This is a genomic window from Pandoraea sp. PE-S2T-3 (assembly GCF_002179965.1).
Taxonomy (GTDB): Bacteria; Pseudomonadota; Gammaproteobacteria; order Burkholderiales; family Burkholderiaceae; genus Pandoraea.
The window spans coordinates 190576-211493 of sequence record NZ_NGUQ01000011.1 but is presented as its reverse complement, the minus strand read 5'-3'; the positions used below and the strand labels follow the sequence as shown (position 1 = coordinate 211493).

The 20918-nt window shown below is 62.9% G+C and carries 15 protein-coding genes and 2 tRNA genes; 8 read left to right on the top strand and 9 right to left on the bottom strand.

From position 1 onward, the window contains the following. Positions 1–259: 259 nt before the first annotated feature. Entirely contained in the window at positions 260–2317 is a 2058-nt protein-coding gene (locus CDV46_RS08255) for an AsmA family protein (protein ID WP_249277738.1), read from the bottom strand. A 19-nt stretch (positions 2318–2336) separates the two neighbouring features. On the opposite strand from CDV46_RS08255, the gene tcdA reads away from it, so the two are divergent. Further along, entirely contained in the window at positions 2337–3185 is an 849-nt protein-coding gene (gene tcdA, locus CDV46_RS08250) for a tRNA cyclic N6-threonylcarbamoyladenosine(37) synthase TcdA (protein ID WP_087722284.1), read from the top strand. 216 nt (positions 3186–3401) lie between these two features. On the opposite strand, the gene CDV46_RS08245 is transcribed toward tcdA, so the two are convergent. Then, positions 3402–5054, bottom strand: coding sequence for an AMP-binding protein (locus CDV46_RS08245; RefSeq protein ID WP_087691560.1), 1653 nt, complete (start codon positions 5052–5054; stop codon positions 3402–3404). A 407-nt stretch (positions 5055–5461) separates the two neighbouring features. On the opposite strand from CDV46_RS08245, the gene CDV46_RS08240 reads away from it, so the two are divergent. Together CDV46_RS08240 and CDV46_RS08235 are read left to right on the top strand one after the other, a co-directional pair. Next, a tRNA-Arg gene (locus CDV46_RS08240) sits at positions 5462–5538 on the top strand. 143 nt (positions 5539–5681) lie between these two features. Then, positions 5682–5758: transfer RNA gene (locus tag CDV46_RS08235), tRNA-Arg, on the top strand. A 212-nt stretch (positions 5759–5970) separates the two neighbouring features. Here the strand turns inward: CDV46_RS08235 and CDV46_RS08230 are convergent. The 3 genes from CDV46_RS08230 to CDV46_RS08220 all read right to left on the bottom strand — a co-directional run bounded on the left by CDV46_RS08230 (position 5971) and on the right by CDV46_RS08220 (position 10449). Further along, positions 5971–7410 carry an efflux transporter outer membrane subunit gene (locus tag CDV46_RS08230; protein WP_087722283.1) on the bottom strand — a complete coding sequence of 480 codons (1440 nt, stop codon included), beginning with the start codon at positions 7408–7410 and terminating at the stop codon, positions 5971–5973. Positions 7411–7412: 2 nt separating this feature from the next. Then, a complete protein-coding gene (locus tag CDV46_RS08225) occupies positions 7413–8906 on the bottom strand; it encodes an MDR family MFS transporter (protein ID WP_087722318.1) in 1494 nt (497 codons plus the stop codon). Positions 8907–9099: 193 nt separating this feature from the next. Further along, positions 9100–10449: an HlyD family secretion protein gene (locus CDV46_RS08220; RefSeq protein ID WP_087722282.1), complete on the bottom strand. Its 1350-nt coding sequence runs from the start codon at positions 10447–10449 to the stop codon at positions 9100–9102. Between the two features lie 102 nt (positions 10450–10551). Between CDV46_RS08220 and CDV46_RS08215 the strand changes: the two genes are divergently transcribed. Continuing rightward, positions 10552–11301 (top strand): CerR family C-terminal domain-containing protein, encoded by a 750-nt coding sequence (locus tag CDV46_RS08215; protein ID WP_087686571.1) that lies wholly within the window; start codon positions 10552–10554, stop codon positions 11299–11301. A 48-nt stretch (positions 11302–11349) separates the two neighbouring features. Here the strand turns inward: CDV46_RS08215 and CDV46_RS08210 are convergent, their stop codons facing one another. Both CDV46_RS08210 and CDV46_RS08205 read right to left on the bottom strand, forming a co-directional pair. Then, entirely contained in the window at positions 11350–12798 is a 1449-nt protein-coding gene (locus CDV46_RS08210) for an amino acid permease (protein ID WP_176399034.1), read from the bottom strand. Positions 12799–13012: 214 nt separating this feature from the next. Continuing rightward, positions 13013–14101 carry a porin gene (locus CDV46_RS08205; RefSeq protein ID WP_254915967.1) on the bottom strand — a complete coding sequence of 363 codons (1089 nt, stop codon included), beginning with the start codon at positions 14099–14101 and terminating at the stop codon, positions 13013–13015. A gap of 311 nt (positions 14102–14412) precedes the next feature. Here CDV46_RS08205 and CDV46_RS08200 point away from each other — a divergent pair, with 311 nt between their 5' ends. Together CDV46_RS08200 and CDV46_RS08195 are read left to right on the top strand one after the other, a co-directional pair. Beyond that, positions 14413–14886, top strand: coding sequence for an Lrp/AsnC family transcriptional regulator (locus CDV46_RS08200; protein WP_058377695.1), 474 nt, complete (start codon positions 14413–14415; stop codon positions 14884–14886). 227 nt (positions 14887–15113) lie between these two features. Next, positions 15114–16301, top strand: a complete 1188-nt coding sequence (locus CDV46_RS08195) for an alpha-hydroxy acid oxidase (RefSeq protein WP_087722280.1) — start codon at positions 15114–15116, stop codon at positions 16299–16301. Positions 16302–16788: 487 nt separating this feature from the next. On the opposite strand, the gene CDV46_RS08190 is transcribed toward CDV46_RS08195, so the two are convergent. Further along, positions 16789–17220: a hypothetical protein gene (locus CDV46_RS08190; protein WP_058377697.1), complete on the bottom strand. Its 432-nt coding sequence runs from the start codon at positions 17218–17220 to the stop codon at positions 16789–16791. Positions 17221–17354: 134 nt separating this feature from the next. Next, the gene (locus CDV46_RS08185; RefSeq protein ID WP_087722317.1) at positions 17355–18278 is read right to left on the bottom strand and encodes a LysR family transcriptional regulator; all 924 of its coding nucleotides are present in this window, start codon (positions 18276–18278) and stop codon (positions 17355–17357) included. 330 nt (positions 18279–18608) lie between these two features. Here CDV46_RS08185 and CDV46_RS08180 point away from each other — a divergent pair, with 330 nt between their 5' ends. After that, the gene (locus CDV46_RS08180) at positions 18609–19931 is read left to right on the top strand and encodes an MFS transporter (protein WP_058377698.1); all 1323 of its coding nucleotides are present in this window, start codon (positions 18609–18611) and stop codon (positions 19929–19931) included. A gap of 114 nt (positions 19932–20045) precedes the next feature. Beyond that, the gene (locus CDV46_RS08175) at positions 20046–20861 is read left to right on the top strand and encodes a substrate-binding domain-containing protein (protein WP_087722279.1); all 816 of its coding nucleotides are present in this window, start codon (positions 20046–20048) and stop codon (positions 20859–20861) included. Positions 20862–20918 lie beyond the last annotated feature (57 nt).

Sequence of the window (20918 nt, the reverse complement as noted above, 5' to 3'; positions counted from 1 at the left end):
GTCAGTTGCGGTTGGGGGTTGCGACACAGTATAGCGAAGAGTCGGCGAATTTGCGCACGTGGTGATTTGTCGCATCGCCGACACGTCATCGCGCCGAATGCCGCGTAGTACGGGCATCCAGCGCCATGTGCTTGATATTTAAGGAGTGAACTATTTTGCGGGCTCGCCGGGACCGGCGGCCGAAGCGGATCCCGGCGGGGTGCCGCAAATCCCTGTGGCTGGCATGGGATTTGCGGCCGTTTTGCGACCTCAACCGGGCTTAGGGAGCCTCGCGGTCTGCCCCAAAAGTGGGCGCCGTACCGGGGCGCTGCGTGCTGCGCGAGGGCGTCGCCGATTTGCCACTCGCGCCGGGCACTGGCTTGACCGCCCCGGGGTTGCGGCTCGCCGGGCGTTGCAGGTTGGCGAGCAGCTCACCGCACGGGCTGTCCTTGCCCGGGCCGAGTTCGAGCAGCGGCACGAGGGCGGTGTATGGGGCGAGCACGCCAAGGGCAATGGCACCGCCCGCCCGGGCGACCAGCGTCGGCACGTTCACGCCCACGTCCGGATTCTTGAACGTGCCGTGCACGTACAGGGGCGAGCGCAACGACAGGAGGCCGAAGTGTTTCGGCTCGGGGCGGATCGTCAGGTTGAAGCGCTCGCGCTTGAGATCGACTTGCCCCGTCACGCCGATGCTGGTGTCGTCGGTATCGATCACGAAGGTGCGGGCGTCCATGATGCCGTCACGTACGGCAAAATCGGCCGCGGCACAGCGCATCTCGATCTGCTTGTCGCCAAAGAGCTTGGTGAGCACGATGTTGCCCACGTTCATCCCCAGGTACTGCAACAGCAGTTTGCTGACCGAGCCGCGATCGATCAGCGTCTTGATCTCGCCATTCGACGAGCCGGCCAGCGCGGCCACCGAGTTGCCCGTGGCGGTGAGCGCGGCGTCGCCGTTGACTTCACCGACGCTGGTCTTCATCAAGTCCACCTCGGGCAACAACTCCTTCATCTTCAGATGTCGCAACGAGATCTGCGAATCGACCTTCATCGGCTCGGCTTGCCCGTTGAGCACCAGGTTCGACGTAATGCGCCCGCCTGCCACCCCGAACTCCAGCGGTTTGAGCGAGAGCACGCCGTCGTCCAACACCACATGCGTGACGAGATTGTCGATCGGCAGGCTCTTGTCCTTGATGATCTTGCGGCCAGTGAACTGCACATCGGCGTCGATGGCTCGCCAGCGGTCTGTCTTGAACGGATCGACGGGCAGCACCTTGTCCGATGGCGGCGCTTTCGGCTTGCCGGAAAGGTCGCTGCCGCCCGACGGATTCTGGCCCCCGACGACCGGGCCCAGATCGACCAGCCGCAACTGATTCGAGACGACGGCGCCTTGCAGAATGTTGCGCGGCTCGCGCTGGCGGAACACCAGCGTGCCCGACAGATCGCTCTGGCCGACCTTGCCCTGGAAGCGTTCATAACGCCACACGCCGGCCGTATGCAGCAGATGGCCGTTGGTTTCGTAAGCGGGGGTTTCCGGCAACAGCACGCCGGTAATCGGATAGAGGTCGGCCATCGTCGGGCCGGCCAGACGCAGGTGCATGTCGAGCGCAGAGAGCGTGGCTGGGTTGGTGAACGTGCCGCGTGCGGCAATCTGTGTGCGGCCGATGCGCACGCTGGCGTCGAGCGGGTAGGGGTCTCCCGAGTCCTCCAACGAGAGAACGTCGCCGCCACGCGCCTTACCGGTCACGGCAGCCTTGCGGAAGGTGCCTTTGAGCGTTACGCCGATGCCGTACGGGGCTTGTCCGTCGATGGTGGCGACGTTGGCGGTCAGGTCGAGTTGCTGAGGCACGATATTGGCGCGAATCACGCCGTCTTCGAGAATCAGACGGCCGATACGAAATTTCCACGGCGAGGGCTCGCCGTTGCTCTTGGTGAAGGTCCAGTTGTTCTGGCCGTCGGCCCGTTCTTCGACAAGAATCTTGGGCGCGGAGAGCGTGACTTCGGGCAGGACGATGTGCTTGTCGAGCAGCGGCAGCCATTCGAGCGAGAACGTGAGGCGGCCGAGCGAGATCATGTTCGGCGTCTCGCTCCACGCAACATTGCCTAACACGATATCATTCGCGATCAGGCGAGGCCGCGGCAGCCAGCGCCCCAGTCCCGGGGTCTGTGCGTTCGGGGCGAGCCAGTGCAGTGACAGGTCGCCGCGAATCTCGAACGGCCGGCCGGTCGCGGTGCTCACTTCCCGGTTGATCCAGGGCCGGGCGTAGTTCCAGTCAAACCACGTGATGAACGCCGCGAATGCCAGCACGATGGCGACCAGAGTGATCGCCAGCCATTTCAAGGACGTTATCCATCGCATCATGAACAGTACCCCGTCGATTGTTGTTGCTCCGGTGCCTGCCACGCCATCGGAGGAAGATTTTGACGCGAACCGCCGTTTTGGCGGTATCGCGCGTTTATACGGTGACGACGGTCTCGCGCGCCTGCGGGAGGCCCACGTTGCTGTCATCGGCATCGGCGGCGTTGGCTCGTGGGTGGCCGAGGCCCTGGCGCGCAGCGCCGTGGGCAGGCTCACCCTCATCGATCTCGATAACGTCGCCGAAAGCAATACCAATCGTCAGGTGCATGCGCTTGATGGCAACTACGGCAAGCCGAAAGTCGCCGCGATGGCCGAACGTATTCTGGCCATCAACCCTGCCTGTCAAGTTACGCTTATCGAGGACTTCGTGGAACTGGAGAACCTCGACACGATGCTTGGCGGTGGCTTCGATTGGGTGATCGATGCCATCGACAGTGTGCGGGTGAAGACAGCGCTTATCGCGTGGTGCGTTGCGCACAAGCAGCGTCTTGTCACCGTCGGCGGGGCCGGCGGTCAGATCGATCCGACACGCATTCGCATCGACGATCTCGCTCGCACGATTCAGGATCCGCTGCTTGCAAAAGTGCGTGCGCAATTACGCAAGCAACATGGTTTTGTCCGTGGTCCCAAAGCCAAGTTCAACGTGCCGGCCGTGTACTCCGACGAGCCTTTGCAGTACCCCGAAGCGGTATGTGCGCCGGGCGAAACCCCCGATGCCGCTAACGGGCCCCAGGGGCTCAATTGCGCGGGTTTCGGCTCAAGCATGTGTGTCACAGCGACATTCGGCATGGCGGCTGCCGCGCACGTTCTGAAGCAAATGACGATGCGTGCCCCGAAAGCACGCACCTGACGTGTCTTTGTTTTACCAAGTCACGCGCGCCACGTCTGTAACCAAAAGTTACTAATGGGCGTGAAGTCGACGCGACGGGGGAAGCCGGGCGTGGAATAGAAAACGGCCGGGGGGCTGAACAGACCCCGGCCGTTTTTCATTGGTATGCCGCCATCGCAGGCGATCTCTCGAAATTCGTCACGCGACGAGAGATGACGCAGACGTGAGTGGCGCCGATCAGCGAAGTTCGCGGCGCAGCACCTTACCCACCGGCGTTTTCGGCAGTTCCTTGCGGAACTCGATCACGTGCGGCACCTTGTAGTTCGTGAGGTGCTGGCGGCAGAAATCGATCACGATCTGCTCGGTCAGGTCGGACGACTTCTTGACGATGACCGCCTTGACCGCTTCGCCCGTGCGCTCGCTGGGCACCCCGACGACGGCAGATTCGAGCACGCCCGGGCACATCGCGAGCACGCCTTCCACTTCGTTCGGATAGACGTTGAAGCCCGACACGATAATCATGTCCTTCTTGCGATCGGTGATACGAACGTAGCCTTGCTCGTCCATCGTGCCGATGTCGCCGGTGCGCAACCAGCCATCGGGCGTGACGGTCTTCGCCGTTTCGTCTTCCCGGTGCCAGTAGCCCTTCATGACTTGCGGGCCGCGCACGCAGATCTCGCCTTCCTGACCGAAGCCGAGGGCTTCGTTGGCGTCGTTGCGGATGCTCACCTCGGTGGACGAAATCGGCAGCCCGATCGAGCCGTTGAACTCGCTGCCGAGCGGGTTGATACACACGGCCGGCGAGGTTTCGGTGAGGCCGTAGGCTTCGATGAGCGGATGCCCGGTCACTTGGCGCCAGCGCTCGGCCACGGCGCGTTGCACGGCGGCACCGCCACCGAGGGCGCACTTGAGGGCGCTGAAGTCGAGCTTGTCGAACCCCGGGGTATTGAGCAGGCCGTTGAAGAGCGTGTTCACACCGGTCATGAACGTGAACTTCCACTTGCTCAATTCCTTCACGAAGCCCGGCATGTCGCGCGGGTTGGTGATGAGCAGGTTGAGTGCGCCCAGTTGCAGGAACACGAGGCAGTTCGCGGTCAGGCAGAAGATGTGATACAGCGGCAGGGCCGTGACGATGATCTCTTTGCCCTCTTCGAGGCCGGAGCCGATCCAGGCGCGCGCCTGCAACATGTTGGCGATCATGTTGCGGTGCGTGAGCATCGCGCCCTTGGCCACGCCGGTGGTGCCGCCCGTGTATTGCAGGAAGGCGATGTCGTCGTGACCGAGTTGTACCTCGTTCAGCTTGGCGCGCGCGCCTTGGGCGAGGGCGTCACGAAACGACACGGCGTGCGGAATATTCCAGTCGGGCACCATTTTCTTCACATGGCGCACTACGTAGTTCACGATCCAGCGCTTCGGGGCGGGCACCAGGTCACCGATGGCCGTCGTGATGACGTGCTTGACGGGCGTGTCGGGCAGGGCTTTTTGCAGCGTAGCGGCGAAGTTCTCGATGACGACGATGGCGGCGCAGCCGGCGTCCTTGAGTTGGTGTTCGAGCTCACCGGCGGTGTAGAGCGGGTTGACGTTCACGACAACCATGCCGGCGCGCAGGATGCCGAAGACGGCGACCGGATATTGCAGCAGGTTGGGCGACATGATCGCGACGCGCGAGCCGCGCTCCAGCCCGGGCAGGCTTTGCAGATAGGCGGCGAAGTCGCGCGATTTTTTCTCGAGGTCGGCGAATGTCATCGTCACGCCGAGGTTCGAGAAAGACGGGCGATTTGCGAATTTCTGGCAGCTTTGAAGAAACAGGTCGTTCAGCGAACGATACGCGTTGACGTCGATCTCGGCCGGCACGCCGGGCGGATAGCTCTTGAGCCAGACTTTTTCCATGAGCGCCTCCTTGAATATGGTTTTTATCGCATCGTCGCTTCCGGGGGAAGGGGGTTCCCCGTGGCGCCGTGCCTGTTTTGAATGTCGACGCGCGAAATGGTGCGCTGCCCGATGTTCCCTTGGGGAACTGTGCTCGGTGCACGCGGCGCCTTGAGCGCAGAAATCATGCGTCGCAAAAAGCCGTAGGATACCGTGTCGTTTGCGCGCGTAGCAGAGGGAATCCCATGATTTGGCGCGGGTTTGCGTGGAGTAATTGTTCTAGCGGCAAACACTTGCCACGGTGGGCGATTCCGCGCTAATCCCGCATGGAATGCGCGGTGAGGCGGGGAAATCAGAGATATGACAAAAGAATTGCAAAAAACACTTGCGCGGTGAGTTGGTTTCTTACATAATTCTGTTCTCACAGCGCGGCTGTAGCTCAGTTGGATAGAGTACTTGGCTACGAACCAAGGGGTCGTGGGTTCGAATCCTGCCAGCCGCGCCATCTGATTCGAGGGTCTCCTCACGGAGACCCTTAGTTTTTCGGGAGAATCTTTCCCGTTGGCGCACCTAGTATTAGGCATGCGTTGATGAGAAAGAGTATCGACAGCGTCAAAACGTCTGATCGGTGTCTCGCGTGTAGTTTGTGCGGCTGTAGCTCAGTTGGATAGAGTACTTGGCTACGAACCAAGGGGTCGTGGGTTCGAATCCTGCCAGCCGCACCACGTAGTAGAAAAAACGCTCCAGAGGCGAAAGCTTCTGGGGCGTTTTTCATTGGTGCGCCGGAAATGACGAGGGAACGTTGCTAAGCCGCAAAAGTGTTCTCGCCCCCCGGTAGTGCGTTTGCGCATGTTCAATTTTTCGAGATGTTCAATTTTCTTGAACAAGAAAATTGAACATCCCCTACGGCTCGATGCGTGCGCCGATTTGCCGTGTTTTACCCCACCTGCCACCCCAACCCCAGCGCCTTTTGCAGCGTAACGAACGACTTGAGCAGTTGCGCGTCGCCGGCGATGCGGTCTTGTTCGGCGGAGAAGCGCGTGCGCTCGGCGTCGAGCCAGTCGAGTGTGCTTGCCGTGCCGGCGCGATAGCGTTGACGCGTGAGCGTTGCGGCGCGCGTTGCCGAAGCCTCCACACTGCGCAGCCGGTAGACGTTCTCGCGCTGGTGTCCGTAACGCGTGAGCGCCACATCGGCGTCGCGTAGCGCCGTCAGCACGGCACTTTCGTACTTCGCCTGCGCCTGATCTCGTCCGGCCTTCGCACCGTCGACACCGGCCTGCACGCGGCCGAAGTCGAGCACATTCCATTGCAGACGCGGCAGCGCCATCCAACTGAAGTTCTCCTTGCGCACGAGATGACCCGGGTCGAGGGCCGAATAGCCCAGTTCACCCATGATCGAAAGCTTCGGGAACCAGTTGGCGGTCTGCACGCCGATCTGCGCGTTCTGCGATGCCAGACGCCGCTCCGCCGCACGAATATCCGGACGTGCCTGCAACAGCGCCGTCGGGTCGCCGATCGCCACCTTCGCGGGCACCGTCGGCAACGCCTTGGGCGCCTTGAACTCCGCGTCGAGCGCGCCCGGCGCACGGCCCGTCAGCAGCGCCAACTGATCGAGCGATTCGATGACGTCCGCCTCCAGCGGCAACACACGCGACTGCGTCTGCTCCACCTGCGTCACCAGACGTTCCACATCAAGTTCCGACGCCACGCCACCGGCACGCCGCTGGCGCGTGAGGTCCAGCATCTCGCCTTCAAGCTGCGCGGAGTCGCGCACCAGTGCCAGACGTGCCTGCTGATCGCGCAACGCGACGTAGGTCTGCGCGACCTCGGCGGCCAACTGCACGTGTGCGTCGGCGAGATCTTCCGACGCCGCATCGGCGTCGGCGCTCGCTGCTTCCACGGCCCGGCGCGTGCCGCCAAACAGATCGACTTCCCAACTGGCATCGAAGCCCGCGATATACAGATCGAGCGGACCACGCCCGCTTGAGCCGCTGCCCCCATTCCCGCCGAGCAGGCTCAAATCGGGAGAGCGTGTGCGCAGCATCGTCACATCCACCGTGCCCTTCGGCAGCAGATCGGCCTCGTGACTGCGCAGGCTGGCGCGCGACTGGCGCACTTTGGCCTGTGCTGCGCGAATGTCAGGACTGTGCGCGATGGCGTCGTCGATGAGGGCGGTGAGTTGCGCATCGTCGAGCGCCGTCCACCAGCGTGCCACGCCGGGCGTATGCGCTTCGACACCGCTGCCCGCATGCGGATAGGTGCCCGTGCGCATGGCATCGCCGGCCACGTCGGGCGCGCCATGGTAATCGGGGCCGACGGTGCAGCCCGCAACGAGAAGCGCCGAAGCAACGGCCAAGGTTCGCAAATAAAGAGTCATGATCAGTGCCCGCCGGAGCTGAAACCCGCGGGTTGCTTGAGCAGCAGGGCAAGCGGCACGCATAACAGCAGCGCAATGCCCAGCGCATAGAAGGTCTCGGAAAACGTCATCACACTGGCTTGCTGCGCTATCTGGGCGGCGAGTTGCGCCGTGGCCTGTAACTGCGCGTGGGCCATATCGCCCGTCTGCGCAAAGAAGCCGGCCGCGTTCGCTGCCAGATGTTCCTGTCCGAGCGAACTGTTGGCAGTGATCGTCTCGCGCAGCATGGCGTCGTGATAATCGGTGCGGCGGTCGATCAGTGTGCCGAGCAGGGCCAGGCCCACCGAGCCGCCAAGATTGCGCGCCATGTTGTAGAGCCCGGCCGCGTCGCCCGCGTCCTGCGCCTCCACGGCGGCCATCGACGCCTGATTGAGCGGCATCATCGCGAGCATCTGCCCCACGCCGCGCAGCAACTGCGACACCGTGAAGTCATGTCCCACGCTCTGCGCCGTCAGGTCGATGTCGAGCATGCAACTGGCGAAGAAACACAGCAGCCCGACAATCACGAGGAACCGGATATCCACGCGGCTGATGAGCCGTGGCAGGAACGGCATCATCAGAAACGCGGGCAGCCCCGAGAGCAGCATGATGTTGCCGGACTGTTGCGCGTTGTAACCCGCAATCGTCGCGAGAAACTGCGGCAGCAGATACGACACTCCGTAAAGCCCCGCGCCCACCGTGAACACGATGTAGATCACGCTCGCGTAGTTCTTGTTACGCAGCAGCGAGAGCTTCACGATGGGTTTCTCTGCCGTGAACTGCGCCACGAGCATCATGCCGATACCCACGGCCGACAGAATCGACAGCCAGATAATCATGTGCGAGTCGAACCACCGCTCGCGCTGCCCTTCTTCGAGCACCACCGTGAGCGAACTCAGGCCGATGGTCAGGCCGACAATGCCGAGCCAGTCGGCTTTGACGAACGCATGCAGATTGGTCGGCTCGCGTTTGAGGCCGAGCATGAGCAGCGAGACGATGGCCACCGAGATCGGCAGATTCAGGAAGAAACACCAGCGCCAGTTCGCGTTTTCGGTGAGCCAGCCGCCGACTACCGGACCGAGCAACGGCCCGAGCAGCACGATCAGCCCGAACATCGCCATCCCGACCGCCATCTGATGACGTGGCAGGCGAGTGCGAATGATCATCTGCGCGGTCGGAATCATCGCGCCACCGGCGAAGCCCTGACCGATGCGCCCGATCACCATCTCCGGAAGGCTGCTGGAGATGCCGCACATCATCGAGAAGATGGTGAAGAACACCGCATTGAGCGTCAGGAAGCGGCGCAGACCCAGCACGCGCGTGAGCCACGCCGCGAGCGGAATCATGACGATTTCCGACATCAGGTAGCCGGTCGAGATCCAAGTGCCTTCGGTGCCCGAGGCGCCGATCTGGCCTTGAATCTGCGGCAGCGCCGAGTTGGTAATCGAGATGTCGAGCGTGGCGAGCAAGGCGCCCATCGCACCGGCCGCGACGGCGATCCAGTCAGACGCCGAGGCGTTGCGGGGCGCAGCGGCCGCTGCACTTGCGCTGCTACGGCCGCCACCGCTGCCACCGCCGCCGGTGCCTGCGGCGACGACGCTGCGCGCTTCATCACGCGAAAGCGCGCCCGACGCGCCCGGCGAGCCGGCCGGGGCGGGGAGCGTGTGTGCTTCAGCCACGTTGCACTCCGGTGCTGTTGCTCCCCGGCGTAGCGCGAGCATTGGCGTTGGCGTTGGTCGCGGGGCCGACGGTGCTGTTCAGCGGTGCGCTCAGCGCCAACGGTGCGATCGACTGACCCGGCAATGCCGCCTGTGCGGGCTTCGCAGGTGCCGCTTCCTTACGCGCGTGCGTGTCCACGTCCGCCGTCACCGACAAGCCGGGCAGCAGGACCGTGCGCAGCGACTCGGGCACGTCCAGTCGAATGCGCACCGGCACGCGCTGCACGATCTTCGTGAAGTTGCCGGTCGCGTTCTGCGCCGGTAGCAGCGCGAACTGCGCGCCCGTGCCCGGCGAGAGCGAATCGACCACCCCGTGAATCGGCTCGCCGGGCAGTGCATCGACGTGCACCGTCACCGGCTGGCCCGGGCGCATGTGGCCGACCTGCGTTTCCTTGAAGTTCGCCGTCAGATAGACGTTCTGCACCGGCACCACGGTGAGCAGGCGAGTCCCCGGCTGGGCGAACTGCCCGACGCGCACCGTGCGATCTCCCACGCGACCGGCCAGCGTGCTCTTGACCACCGTATCGGCGAGATCGAGTTCGGCTTTGCGTGCACTGGCCTGCGCCACCGACAACTGCGCTTTGGCCTGCGCGAGCGCGGCGTTGAGCGTATCGGTCTGGCGCACGCTCGCGTCTACGCTGGCTTCGTTGCTCTTGAGCGTGGCGTCGGCGCGCGTGCTGGCGTTGCGCAGCTCGGCGAGCCGTTCATCCGTTTCTGCTCCCGTGGCGACGAGCGGCGCGTAGCGCTTGACCTGTCCGGCCGAGTACGCGGCATTGGCCCGGGCGCTTTCCAGCTCGGCGCGCGTCTGCGCAATGTTGGCGGCATGCTGGCCCAGTTCGGCCTGTGCACGGGCGACATCCGCTTCGCGGGCCGCGACCGTCGCCTGCGCTTCGTCGTAAGCGGCCTGATACTGACGGCCGTCGAGTTTGACCAGCGGCTGGCCGAGCGTGACGGTCTCGTTGTCGCGAACCAGCACTTCGGTCACGTAACCGCCGACTTTCGGGGCGACGGTCATGCTGTCGGCTTGCAGATAGGCGTCGTCGGTCGATTCGATAAAGCGGCCGACGAACCACCACTGCGTGCCCCAGCCGACGGCGGCGATCAACGCCAGCACGCCCGCGCCGATGGCGAGCTTTTTGCGACGGGGGTTGCCGGGGGCTTTCTGGGCGGGGCGATTCGCGCCATCCGGCGTGGCGGACGGGGCCGCGGTGCCGGGCGCTGTCTTGGCCTCTTCGGGCTGACGCGTGGCCGTATCGATCGACTGTGCCGACGTTTCGAGTCGGGCCTGCGCTGCGGTAGACATCGGAAAACTCCTAAATTATTCCAATTGGCAGAATTATTCCAGTTGATCGAATTATGTCAAGTGTTATATTTTTGACGAAAGTTTTGGGAAGCAAGGAGATTCATGGCACGGACATCACCGCAGACACAACGCGCACCACGCGCGGCAGCCCGCCCGCGACACGCGGTCGACACGGGATACCAGCGTGGCGAGGAAACGCGCGCGCGCATCATCCTGGCGGCGATCAAATGTTTCGGCGAGCACGGTTTTGCGGGCGCATCGACGCGCGACATTGCCAACGAGGCCGGCGTGAACGCCCCGGCGTTGCAGTACTACTTCGATAACAAGGAAGGCGTGTACACGGCGTGCGTCGAGTACATCGTCGAGGTGGTATGGAAGCAGGTGGGCGAAGCCGTGATGGCGGCCGAGGCCGTGCTGGCCGACCTGACGGCGGGCGATGTGCGCCTCATCGACGCGTTCTGTGCGTTGCAGGACCGCAAGGCCGGCTTTCTCGAAGACGTGCCGCAGATCGACGGCTGGCACATGTTCATGGCCCGCGAACAGGCGGGACTCGGCCCGGACGTCGGCTTCAAGATGTTTCACGAGCGCTTGTCGCAACGCATCGCGGCGGTGACCGGCGGGATCGTGGCGCGCCTTTGCGGCACGTCGACGGATGACGAACTCACGCTGATGCGCGCCGTGTGTATCAGCACCACGGGGATGGCGTTCCGGGTGATGGGCCGCTCCGTCAATTGCTCGATGGGGTGGTCCGATGAAGACCCCGAACGCAATCGCCGGATTCGCGCGGTCGTGGTGGAGCAAACCCGCGACATGCTGGAGTTGCTCGTCAAACGGCGCAAGGCATCGAAGTAATGCCATCGCCAGGGGTGCCGGACGGCACCCCTTGTTTCATTCAATTGTTCATTGCTGCGTGACGGCGTGAACGTCTCCCTCGCCATCGCGCTTGCGATACCAGAGGAAATACACCAGCAGCACCACGGCCACGAACGGCACGCCGAAGAGCAGCGTCATGCGAAACACGCCGGTAAAGAGCGTGGTCACCATGACGGCGGCCATGAGCGCCGCACCCAGCAGCGTGAGCCACGGAAAGCCCCACATCCGAAACGCGAGACGCGGATGATCGCCGCGCTGCCATGCCCGGCGGAAGAAGAAATGCGTGACGAAGATCATCATCCACGTGAGCATGGCGCCGAACATCGAGATCGCCATCATGAACGTGAACGACGACTCGGGGTACAGGAAGTTCACCAGCGTGGCGAGCGCGATACCCACCGTCGAGAGCATCAGTGCGGCGAGCGGCACACCGCGCTTGTTCACTTCGCCGAAGCGCGCGGGCGCATAGCCGGCACGCGAGAGCGAGAACATCATGCGCGTGGTGATGTAGAGCTGGCTGTTCATCGACGAGAGCGCGGCAATCAGCACCACGAAGTTGATGACCCCCGCCGCGCCCGGAATGTTGATGGCCTGCATCACTTTCACGAACGGGCTTTCGTCGTGACCGGCGGCCGTCCACGGCACGATGGCGAGCATGAGCGCCAGCGTGAGCAGATAAAACAGCACGAGACGCACGACCGTCGAGCGGAATGCGCGCGTGACCGCACGCTCCGGGTTTTCGGCTTCACCGGCGGCGACTGCAATCATCTCGATGGACAGATAGCTGAAGATCGAGATGATCACCGCGACCCACATGCCCCACAGGCCTTTCGGGAAGAAACCGCCGTGTGCCGTGTAGTTCGCGAAGCCGGCCGGCGAGTGATCGGCGTTCACCACCGAGCCCGGTGCGATGAACACCACGTAAGCGCCGATCATGATGAACGCGACGATGGCCGCAATCTTGATGAGCGAGAAGCCGTATTCGATCGCGCCGAACAAGTTCACCGACATGGCGTTCACGAGCACCAGCGCAGCGGAAAAGCCGGCCACCCAGTACCAGCCCGGCACCTGCGGGAACCAGTACTTCATGTACACGGCGATGGCGCTCACTTCTGTGCCAACGGCGAGCACGATGCACGACCAGTAGGCATAGCGCACCAGAAATCCGGCCCACGGCCCGATGTAGTGCTCGGCATACGCGCCGAACGAGCCGGACGTCGGATGCGCGACGGTCATCTCGGCCAAGCAGCCCATGAGCATCAGCGCGATGAGCGCGCCAATACCGTAGGAGAGCAGTACGCTTGGGCCCGCAAAGCCGATGGCGAAGCCGCTGCCGAGGAAGAGCCCGGTGCCGATGGCGCCACCGATGGCGATCATGGCCATCTGGCTGGCGGTGAGCGAGCGTCGCAAACCTTGTTCGCGGCGCGTGATGTGAGAGAAGTTACGGGGAGACGGGGGCAGGGGAGAACGCGACATGGCACACCTCTTGGGGCGCCGTCGGCATCAGGGCGGCACCCGCATGAAAACCGCATTGCTTGTTATTGCCCGTTCGCGCCTGACTGACGAACGCAACTCAAAAACGGCGCGACCGGACCCCACCGCCCCGGCCGAAGCCGGGACGGGTCAAACCACTGCAAAAGATGGAACTAAGACCAGCGTAGCTGGTGCGGCTGGTGCAGGTAAGGCGACATCAGAAGATGTGGCGAATACCCGTGCCCACGCCCACTTGCGTCGAGTTACCCGGCAGTTCGACGCGTGCGGCGCCGCTGACCTTGTTGTAATCGACCGTGCCGTAGACCTGCGTGCGTTTGGACAGCGCGTACTCGGCGAGCAGCACGTACGTGTAACGACGGCCCGAACCGGCATCGCCTGCCTGCGCGTTGATGTTCTTGATGTCGTCGAAGTAGGCGGCGCCCGTGATCGCGAGGTTCGGCATGGCCTGAATGGTCGTGCCGAGATAGAACGTCATGTCCTTGCGCGGGTTGTCGTTCAGGTTGCCCGTGGCGACGGTTTGCGACGGATCGTTGAGCGTACCGTCGAGCCAGCCGCTGCGGTCGCGACCGCCCATGTAGCCGACGAACACCTTGGCGATCGAGACGCTGTAGATACCACCCAAGCCCCACATCTGCTGCACGCGCTTGCTCGCGTCGCGGGCTTGCTGATACACGCCGGCGAGCTGGAACGGGCCCATCGCGTAGGCGGCACGCGCACCCCAGTAATTGCTGGCGGCCATCGTGCCGGCGGTGTTGCCGAAGCCGTAGGTCGCACCGACCGACAGCCCCCCGAACGTACCGGCGTAGCTGACGGCATTATCGACGCGACCGCGCGTGATGTTGTACATCCACGAGTTGTTTGCGTAGTTGCCGATCGTGAGCGGGTCGAAGTCACCATAGACGTTGAACGCCTCGGTAGCCTGACGACCGATCTTGATGGTGCCGTACTGGTTTTGCAGGCCGACGAAGGCATAACGATCGAACAGGCGCGGGCTGTTGGCGAGCGTACCGTTCTGCGGGTTGATACCCGATTCCAACTGGAAGATCGCCTTGAGGCCGCCACCGAGGTCTTCCGTGCCCTTGAAGCCGAAACGGCTGTTGGTCACGGCGCCGTTGGTCACTTGCCAGAGGGCATCGTTATTGGCATTGGCGTTGGTCTGGTAGCGAACGCTCTGGTCGACGATCCCGTAGAGGGTGACCGAGCTTTGGGCGGCGGCGGTAGTGCTGAAAGCCAGGCCGCAAGCGGCCGTCACAATGGCCAGGCTGGCCGGAATTGCAGACTTCATGGGTCTCCTTTTTAGTCTTGTAGACATCAGCTAATTGTCGAAACTGGCCCGCTTCTCCTTCCGATATAGGAGACGGCGGACTCTTTTTGGCACGACAACGGCGACAACCGGAACTGCACTTTTGGTGCCTTGGGTGGTTGCGCAACGCGAGCAATCCCCCGATGTCCGGCGCAAACAATGCAGCCTCCCGGCTGAAAGCCGAGGGCTATCATATCAATGCAAAATTTGAATTTGCTTGCTATTTATGCCGAGCAACTGGCGGGACGTCGAAGGATCTGCCAAAATCCCGGAAAACTTGATGGATTCTGCCAATGAACCTTGACCTTGCCGATCTGCGCATCCTGCGCCATCTGGAACTCAATGGCCGTATCTCCAACCAGGAGCTGGCCGATGCCGTCGGTTTATCGCCTTCAGCGTGCCTGCGCCGGGTCAAATTACTTGAAGACCGGGGCGTGATTTCCGGATACCGCTGTATCGTGGACGCACAGCATATCGGTCTGGAGTTCGAAGCGCTAGTGCAAATCACATTGCGTCCGGACGTCGATCAGTGGCATGAAAAGTTTCTGGCTTGCGTGCAGAACTGGCCTGAAGTCGTGACCGCACGAATTGTCACCGGATCAGCCAATTACATCTTGACGGTAAGAGCCCGTAACCTCGCGCATTATTCGGACTTCATCGTCAATGAGCTATACCGGGCGCCGGCTGTGATGTCGATTCAATCGAACATCGTGCTCAAGACAATCAAGAACACGCAGTCGCTTGTCGATCTCGTCAAGCAGAAATAAAACAATAGAAGATATTAACTACCTGTAATTCTCGCAATAATCGATTTTCAGTCGCTTCTCAGGTGATTCTCAGTCGATTCTCAATCGGTGATACAGGTTTTTCAAGCGGAAGAGGCTCTTTGTATCACTCGTCGAATATCATCGCGAGTTGATTTGAATTGAGTCGAATTACCGACAACCGATGCCGGTCTTTGAATCGGCACTATCAAAAACCAAAGAGACGCAGCATGGCAGTGATCACCACCATCGAGGACTTGCGGGTTCTCGCTCAGCGGCGCGTACCGCGCATGTTCTACGAGTATGTCGATTCGGGGTCGTGGACCGAGTCGACCTACCGCGCCAACGCGGAAGACTTCGGCGCGATCGGTTTTCGCCAGCGGGTGGCGGTCAACATCGAGCACCGCAGCACGCGCACGACGATGTTGGGCACCGACGTGGCGATGCCGGTGGCTCTGGCGCCGACCGGCATGACAGGCATGCAGCATGCCGACGGCGAAATTTTGGCGGCGCGTGCTGCCGAGGCATTCGGCGTGCCGTTCACGCTCTCGACGGTGTCGATCTGTTCGATCGAGGATGTTGCGGCACATACCAAGGCGCCGTTCTGGTTCCAGTTGTACGTGATGCGCGATCGCGACTTCATCGAGCGCCTGATCGACCGCGCGAAGGCGGCGGGGTGTTCGGCGCTGATGGTGACGATGGATTTGCAGATCAGCGGGCAGCGCCATCGCGATATCAAGAACGGTCTGTCGGCGCCGCCCAAGCTCACGTTGCCGAACATCGTCAACATGATGACCAAGCCGCGCTGGTGCATGGGCATGCTGGGGACGAAGCGCCGGACGTTCGGCAACATCGTCGGCCATGCGAAGGGTGTTGACGACATCGGCTCGCTGGCGGCATGGTCGGCGGCGCAGTTCGACCCGTGTTTGTCGTGGGACGACGTCGAGTGGATCAAGAAGCGCTGGGGCGGCAAGTTGATCTTGAAGGGCGTGCTCGATCCCGAAGATGCGCGTGCGGCACGCGACACTGGTGCGGACGCCATCGTCGTGAGCAATCATGGCGGGCGTCAGTTGGACGGCACGATGTCGACGATTCGCGCGTTGCCCGACATCGTCGCGGCGGTGGGGCGCGACACGGAGGTCTGGCTCGACGGTGGCATCCGCTCGGGGCAGGACGTCATCAAGGCGGTGGCGTTGGGCGCGAAGGGCACGCTGATCGGCCGTCCGTTCCTGTATGGACTAGGGGCGATGGGCGAAGCCGGCGTGCGCCGTGCGCTGGAAGTGATGGCGAAGGAAATGGACGTGACGATGGCACTGACGGGCCGCACGACCGTCGACCGTCTCGATCCCTCGATGCTCCTGCCGGGCAGCTACCCCACGGGTCTCGGTCCGTATCTTCCGGAGCCGGGCAGGACGTAAGGGGGGATTGCTGGTTCGACGTTGGGTACCGGCATGGAAAGCCGCAGCGAATCCGCTGCGGCTTTTTTCATTGAAAAGCTAGGGTCTTTCCGATAACGGACCGTTGACCTTCAATCTGGCTCCACGCGAGGCGATGATGCGGCGTTCATCCCTCAACACTTCGTATCCTGTGGCGGACTATGTCGACCTATCCCTTTACGCTTGAACGAGACACAAATGGCACCTTACTGGTGAGGTTTCCGGACGTGCCCGAAGCAATTACCGTTGCTGATGACGAGGCTGACGCGCATGTGCAGGCACGCGAAGCGCTTGAGGCTGCATTGGTGTTTTACGCGAAACGACCGCTTCCAGAGCCGTCCTGCCCGAACACTGGGCAAGCAACCGTCACGTTAGTTGTCGTGACCTGACCCACCAACAAAAAAGCCCTGCGATCCGCTCGCAGGGCTTTTCGTCATCCGCTAGCCGATACCACCGGCATCCGCACCAATCAATGACGATAGTGCTTGTGATGGCCGCGGCGCTTGCCGTGGCGATAATCGTCGTCGTAGGAGTTCGAGCGCGACATGTTGCCGCCGAGTGCCGCACCGGCACCGCCGCCCAGCGCTGCGCCGATCAGGCCGCCGGACTGGCCGCCCATGGCATTGCCGGCTGCCGTGCCGGCGCCGCCGCCCAGTGCGCCACCAAGAATGGCGCCCGTGCGTTCGCGACGGTTCGACGTGATCGCACCACCGGCACCGCCGCCGACCGCGCCACCCACGACGGCGCCCGTGCTGCCGCCGAGCGCACCGCCCACGGCCGCACCGGCCACACCGCCCAGCGCACCGCCGAGGGCATTGTTCATATCACCGGCCGTGGCCGTCAGGGAGGTGGTTGCGGCCAGTGCGGCCAGCACCACCATCGGAAGAATTCGCTTGAACATGAGGCTCGTATAGATTCGGGTTAATCGCGCAGCCAAGTATAAGGAGCCCTCGCCGCACTGCCCGCACCTCAATGTTTCCTCTTTCGTAAGACGGGTAACAAAGTGTATCGGCGCGTGATCTTCGCGTCGTTTAGTTATAGCGGCGGCTCCGCTTTCCGGCGCGACGTCACCTTCATCTCCGCCACATACCGGTAGAGCTGTTCCGCCGCCGGCGAGAGTGGCCGGCCCTTGCTGCGAATCATGCCCATGCGGCGCGTGACCACCGGGTCGATCAGCGGCACGCTGGTTAGCAGCGGATGCTCGCTGCCCGGCATGGCCATCGTGGGCACCGCCGCCACCCCGAGTCCCGCTTCCACCAGTCCGAGCATGGTCGTCACATGCTGCGTCTCGCAGATGCTGGGCGGGCGTTGCGGCAACCCCGTCAGCGCCTGATCCAGCAACAGCCGGTTGCCCGACACCTTGCCGACCGTGATGTAGTCGTACTCGTAAAGCTCGCGCCACGTCACACGCTTCTTTCCCGCCAGCGGATGATCGCGCCGGCACGCAGCCACATAGCGCTCCTGCAACAGCAGCTTGAACTCGATGTTCGGCTCTTGCGACCCGATGAAATTGAGCCCGAAGTCGGCGTCGCCATTGACCACCGCCGCCAGCACTTCATTGGCGCTCGCATCCAGCACCGAAATTCGAATACGCGGAAACGCCTTGTGATACCGCGAAATCACCTGCGGCATGAAGTAGTAGGCCGCCGACGGCACGCAGGCAATCGTCACGTGCCCAAGGCTCGTCGACGCCACATCGCGAATGCCCAGCAGCGCGTTATCGAGATCGGCCAGAATCCGCTCCGCATCGCGGGCAAACGCGCGTCCCACATTCGTGAGGGCGACCCGCCGCGTGCTGCGCTCGAAGAGCTTCACACCCAGCGCGTCCTCGAGCTTGTCGATACGGCGCGATAGTGCCGGCTGGGAGAGATGGATGGACTCGGCCGCGCGCCGGAAGCTGGATAGCTGCGCGACGGCGCGAAAGGCTTGCAGATCGTTCAGATCGAAGTTGATCGCCATGACGTTCGGGGGGAGGAAAAACGTGTCGCTGACGGGGTGTTCGGTTATGTTGTTGCAACCAGTAAAACGCGCCGAAAACGCGCGCGGCACGGGGCGCCGCGAGTCTACCTTGTTACCGCTCGGTCGGTGCATCAGCATCCTACGATTGATAGCGTATGCGCATCAATCTTTCCAAAACTTGCAATTCACAAGGGAGGAACTTACGGCGCAACATTGGCGGCTTCAAAAAAGCGCCCATGACGGTCTCGACACGTCCCCTGGCAGAGGCGCAGCAATGCGACGATTTTTGCGGACCGACCCCCCGGGCCGCAGGCAACACGGAGACAGCGCATGCCACAGCGCCCCCAAGACGCGATTTCGCGTCGACCCTCGAAAGCCGGCGCAGTACTGCGCGTCACCGCCGGCAATTTCCTCGAACAATTCGACTTCTTCCTGTTCGGTTTCTACGCCACCCAGATTTCGCGCGTCTTCTTCCCGACAGACAGTGAATTCGCTTCGCTCATGCTGACCTTCGCCGTGTTCGGCGCGGGCTTCCTGATGCGACCGCTCGGCGCCATCATTCTCGGTGCGTATATCGACAACGTCGGCCGCCGCAAGGGACTCGTCACCACGCTCGGCATCATGGCGAGCGGCACGATCCTCATCGCCTTCGTGCCGGGTTACGCCACCATCGGCATGGCTGCGCCGGTGCTGGTGCTGATCGGCCGTCTGTTGCAGGGCTTCTCGGCCGGCGCTGAGCTCGGCGGCGTGTCCGTCTATCTGGCAGAAATCGCCACACCGGGCCGCAAGGGCTTCTACACGAGCTGGCAGTCGGCCAGCCAGCAGGTGGCCATCGTCGTCTCGGCGGCGCTCGGGTTCATCCTGTCGCTGACGCTCACGGCGCAGCAGATTGGCGAGTGGGGCTGGCGTCTGCCGTTCTTCGTCGGTTGCATGATCGTGCCGGTCATCTTTGCGCTGCGCCGCTCGCTTCAGGAAAGCGACGAGTTCAAGCAACGCAAGCGTCATCCGTCGGTCGGCGAAGTCTTCCGCTCGATGGCCGCCAACGCCGGTGTGGTGATTGGCGGCGCGATGCTCGTGGCGCTCACGACCACCGCGTTCTACCTGATCACCGTCTACGCGCCGACCTTCGGCAAGAGCGTGCTGCACCTGTCGAGCACCGATGCGCTGCTGGTGACGCTTTGCGTGGGCGTGTCGAACTTCATCTGGCTGCCGATCGGCGGTACGTTGTCCGACCGTATCGGCCGCCGCCCGGTGTTGCTGCTGTTCGCGGGCCTCACGCTTGTCACCGCTTACCCGGTGCTGTCGTTCCTGGTGCAGGCACCGAGCTTCTCGCGCATGCTGATCGCCCTGCTGTGGCTGTCGTTCCTGTACGGCATGTACAACGGCGCAATGATTCCGGCGCTGACCGAAGTCATGCCGCCCGACGTGCGCGTGGCCGGCTTCTCGCTGGCGTACAGCATCGCAACGGCACTGTTCGGCGGCTTCACGCCGGCCCTGTCGACGTACTTGATTCACGCCACCGGCGACAAGGCTGCCCCCGGCTACTGGATGAGTTTTGCGGCGCTGTGTGCGATCTGCGCGACGCTCGCGCTGTATCGCGGCCGCACGGGCGGTCAAGGTCAGACGCGCACCGATCTGCGCACGGCCAACTGATCGCGAGGCGGGAAACATGCGCATCTGCCTGCTTCCCGCCTTCTCTGCTTTCTCTGCCTCGTCGGTCTTGACGCAGGCATCCCCCCAGAAAAACACCATCGAGCGAGACAACTCATGAATGCCCTGACCCCCAAGGCGCGTACGCGCACGCCCCGACGTTTGCTGAGCGCCATTGGCGCCGGTCTGTTGCTGGCCACTGCACTCGGTGCCACGTCTGCCAGCGCAGAAGACCTGCGCGTGATGAATTCCGGTGGCTTCACCGCGGCCTACAAGGCGTTGCTGCCGAAGTTCGAAGCGGCCACGGGCGATCACGTCGACACGGCGTGGGGTCCGTCGATGGGCAAGGCACCCGAGGCCATTCCCAACCGTCTGGCGCGCGGGGAATCGGCCGATGCCGTCATCATGGTCGGCTACGCGCTCGACGATCTGATCAAGGCAGGCAAGGTACGCGCCGATTCGCGCGTCGAACTGGCGGATTCGCGCATCGGTGTCGTCGTGAAAGCAGGCGAGGTGGTGCCCGATGTCAGCACGCCGGAAAAACTGAAAGCCGTGCTGCTGGCGGCCAAGTCGGTCGCGTATTCCGATAGCGCGAGCGGTGTGTATGTCGAGCGCGAGTTGTTCAGCAAGCTGGGCATCGCGGATCAGATGCGCGGCAAGGCCGTGATGGTGCAGAAGACGCCGGTCGCCGAGAAAGTGGCCGCAGGCGACTATGCCGTGGGCTTGCAGCAAGTGAGCGAGTTGCTGCCGGTCAAGGGCATCGCGTTTGCGGGCAAGATTCCCGAGTCGCTGCAATCGGTGACGCGCTTCGCAGGCGGTGTGCCGGTGAATGCACCGCATCCGGACGAGGCGAAGAAGATGCTGATGTTCATGGCCGCCCCCGCTGCGGCGCATGACGTCGAGTCGACCGGGCTGGATCCGCTCACCCACTGACCAACCACTGACGCACGAACGAAGTCCTGATGCCGGGAACGAAATTTTTCCTCTCGG